The 2406-nt window shown below is 45.0% G+C and carries 3 protein-coding genes and 1 pseudogene; 2 read left to right on the top strand and 2 right to left on the bottom strand.

What is annotated here, in order from left to right:
* Positions 1-320: 320 nt before the first annotated feature.
* Together PX636_RS14130 and psaM are read right to left on the bottom strand one after the other, a co-directional pair.
* Positions 321-671, bottom strand: coding sequence for a slr1601 family putative cell division protein (locus PX636_RS14130; RefSeq protein ID WP_288117626.1), 351 nt, complete (start codon positions 669-671; stop codon positions 321-323).
* Between the two features lie 162 nt (positions 672-833).
* Positions 834-926 carry a photosystem I reaction center subunit XII gene (psaM, locus tag PX636_RS14125; protein ID WP_012264462.1) on the bottom strand — a complete coding sequence of 31 codons (93 nt, stop codon included), beginning with the start codon at positions 924-926 and terminating at the stop codon, positions 834-836.
* Between the two features lie 189 nt (positions 927-1115).
* Between psaM and PX636_RS14120 the strand changes: the two genes are divergently transcribed.
* Positions 1116-1835, top strand: a complete 720-nt coding sequence (locus PX636_RS14120; RefSeq protein ID WP_125731845.1) for a TerC family protein — start codon at positions 1116-1118, stop codon at positions 1833-1835.
* A 63-nt stretch (positions 1836-1898) separates the two neighbouring features.
* Positions 1899-2312 (top strand): annotated as a pseudogene (locus PX636_RS22710) (thiol-disulfide oxidoreductase DCC family protein); the annotation flags it as partial.
* Positions 2313-2406: the final 94 nt, after the last annotated feature.

Here is a 2406-nt window from a genome sequence, read left to right as displayed (position 1 = left end):
TGTTACGCTACCGCTAACCCATCCTACAAATAATTGTGCCTCCCTACTTATTCAAAGAGGGCGAATGCAATTCGCCCCTACAATAATATTTATTATCGCGCCAATGGTAGGGGCGCACCGCGTGCGCCCAAAATGTCCTATAGATATTTCTTCAAAATTCAGATGCACCCATAATAATCCTCTTTTGTCAAGGCAGCAATGCTTAAGAATTGTGTCGCTGTGGTCATTAGTTTTATCCTGACAAATGCTCAGACCGACTCTGTGGCTCTCTCCTCTCCCCTGAAGTCTTAACAAGTAATTGAGATGCACGGGCAGCTAATCTACTGAGAAACCCAAAAAATGCGTCTTTGATTAGGATCCCGTCGGGGACTTTGTTCCCCCATCACTTGCCGCGCTTGACTAGGATCAAAGCTGCGAGTAAATTGATCTCGCAATTGATTAACCCGTTCCTCCTTTTCCTGGGCTGCCAAACGCACTTCTTCCAGTTTTGTCTGTTGGATCTGTTGGTAAGGTAGCAAACGAGCGATCGCAAAAACTGCCGTGATGGAAAGAGCGCTATAGGCAATAATTCGCAGCCAAATCTCGATAACTTGCCAGTTTTGGGATTTATTGCCGCTTTTTGGCTTTTTTCGTGTTTTTTTGTCGGTTTGGTTTCGTGTTCCTGCGGTCATAGATTTATGAGTATAAGTAAAATCGGTCAGAAAAGTGGCTAATTACTTTCAAGTTACACCCAATCACTGATAACTGGTAACTGATGACTGATCACTGAAAAAACCCCAATCGGTCTATCCTATAGCTAGGTCAGACGGGATCAGGGTTTATTGAAAGCGACTTTACTTATAAAGTTCCGTCGCTAGACGAAAAGCCAAAATCCCGGGGATTAAAGCAATTACCAGAGCGACTAAAACTTGAGTATCAGAAAGCATTGCTGATTATCTCCTCATAAAGATATTCATCCAATACTTTCCGACATCATCGGGGTCCTCTGCATCATTTCGTTACAAGACTTCATATCTCCCCACCCCGATGACGGTTATCTCCCCTAGAAAAGAAAGTTGTAAAAGCGTTAAGCTGAGGTATTGCCATGATTACATTTATTTTTACCTGCGGCCTCAATGTTAGACTCGCTCCTTGATTCATCTCTAACCCTTAGTCTAAAAACCCCGTTAATTCTGTTGGTTCTCATTGCCCTAGAAGCGGTATTATCAGCAGATAACGCCATTGCTCTCGCTTCCATAGCACAGGGATTAGGAGATCATCAGCGTCAACGTCAGGCCTTGAATATTGGCTTAGTTTTCGCCTATATTCTCCGTATGATCTTGATTCTTACTGCCACCTGGGTGGTTAAATACTGGCAGTTTGAACTTTTGGGAGCAGTATATTTGCTCTGGTTAGTCTTTAATTACTTTGCCTCCCCTGAAGACAAGGATCACAGCCATCATAGTCTCCAGTTTCACTCTCTCTGGCAAGCTATCCCCCTAATTGCCGTTACTGATTTAGCTTTTTCCCTCGATAGTGTCACCACTTCCATCGCCGTGGCCGATGATACTTGGTTGATCCTGCTTGGTGGTACGATCGGAGTAGTTACCCTGCGCTTTATGGCGGGTTTATTTATTCGCTGGTTGGAAGAATACACCCACCTAGAAGATGCTGGTTTTGTCACCGTCGGTTTGGTGGGTTTAAGATTGCTGTTGCGGGTGATTAGTCCCGATTTTGTGCCGCCGGAATGGATTATGATTAGTTTAATTGCTGTCCTCTTTGCTTGGGGTTTCTCAAAACGCAACGATCGAGAACCAATAGAGAGTGATACCGTCCAATCTGATAAATTGCCTTGACACTCCCCACTCCCCACTTCTCAACCCCTCACCGACCACTGAAAAGAAAATCCCTAGAAGATCATGTCATCTTTACCGACTCCATCTGCTGATACCTTAGAAAATTCTACTCGATCGCCCTCTTGGAAAATTAAACTCCTCTACGATGGAGAATGTCCCCTCTGCTTGCGCGAGGTCAATTTTCTGCAAAAACGGGATGCTGGGAGAGGATTAGTTGCTTTTGTCGATATTGCCGCCGAAAACTATAATCCAGAGGAAAATGGCGGTATTTCCTTCGCGGCAGCCATGGGACGAATCCACGCCGTACTGGCTGATGGTACTATCCTCCAAAATGTGGAAGTGTTTCGCCAAGTCTATGATATTTTGGGCATCGGTTGGATTTATGCCGCTACTAAATGGCCGGTTATTGGGTTTCTAGTGGATATTATCTTTGACATCCTCGCCGCCGTAAAACGGACGGCGATTCCCAAACCTCACGATTTAGGTTTCTGCTTCTTTCCCTTGCGGGGTTCCGCACCTGCCTTAACAGATTTACTCTGTTCTGGTCTTATGGTCGCTCTACAGACTGACA

This window comes from Microcystis sp. M53598_WE2, assembly GCF_030067735.1.
GTDB classification, from domain to species: Bacteria; Cyanobacteriota; Cyanobacteriia; order Cyanobacteriales; family Microcystaceae; genus Microcystis; species Microcystis aeruginosa.
The sequence above is the reverse complement of the archived record's forward strand: the minus strand, read 5'-3'. Positions and strand labels throughout refer to the sequence as shown.

Excerpts from the sequence above, each read along its gene's own strand:
- PX636_RS14130 (WP_288117626.1), bottom strand. The coding sequence starts at position 671 with ATGACCGCAGGAACACGAAACCAAACCGACAAAAAAACACGAAAAAAG.
- psaM (WP_012264462.1), bottom strand. The coding sequence starts at position 926 with ATGCTTTCTGATACTCAAGTTTTAGTCGCTCTGGTAATTGCTTTAATC.
- PX636_RS14120 (WP_125731845.1), top strand. The coding sequence starts at position 1,116 with ATGTTAGACTCGCTCCTTGATTCATCTCTAACCCTTAGTCTAAAAACC.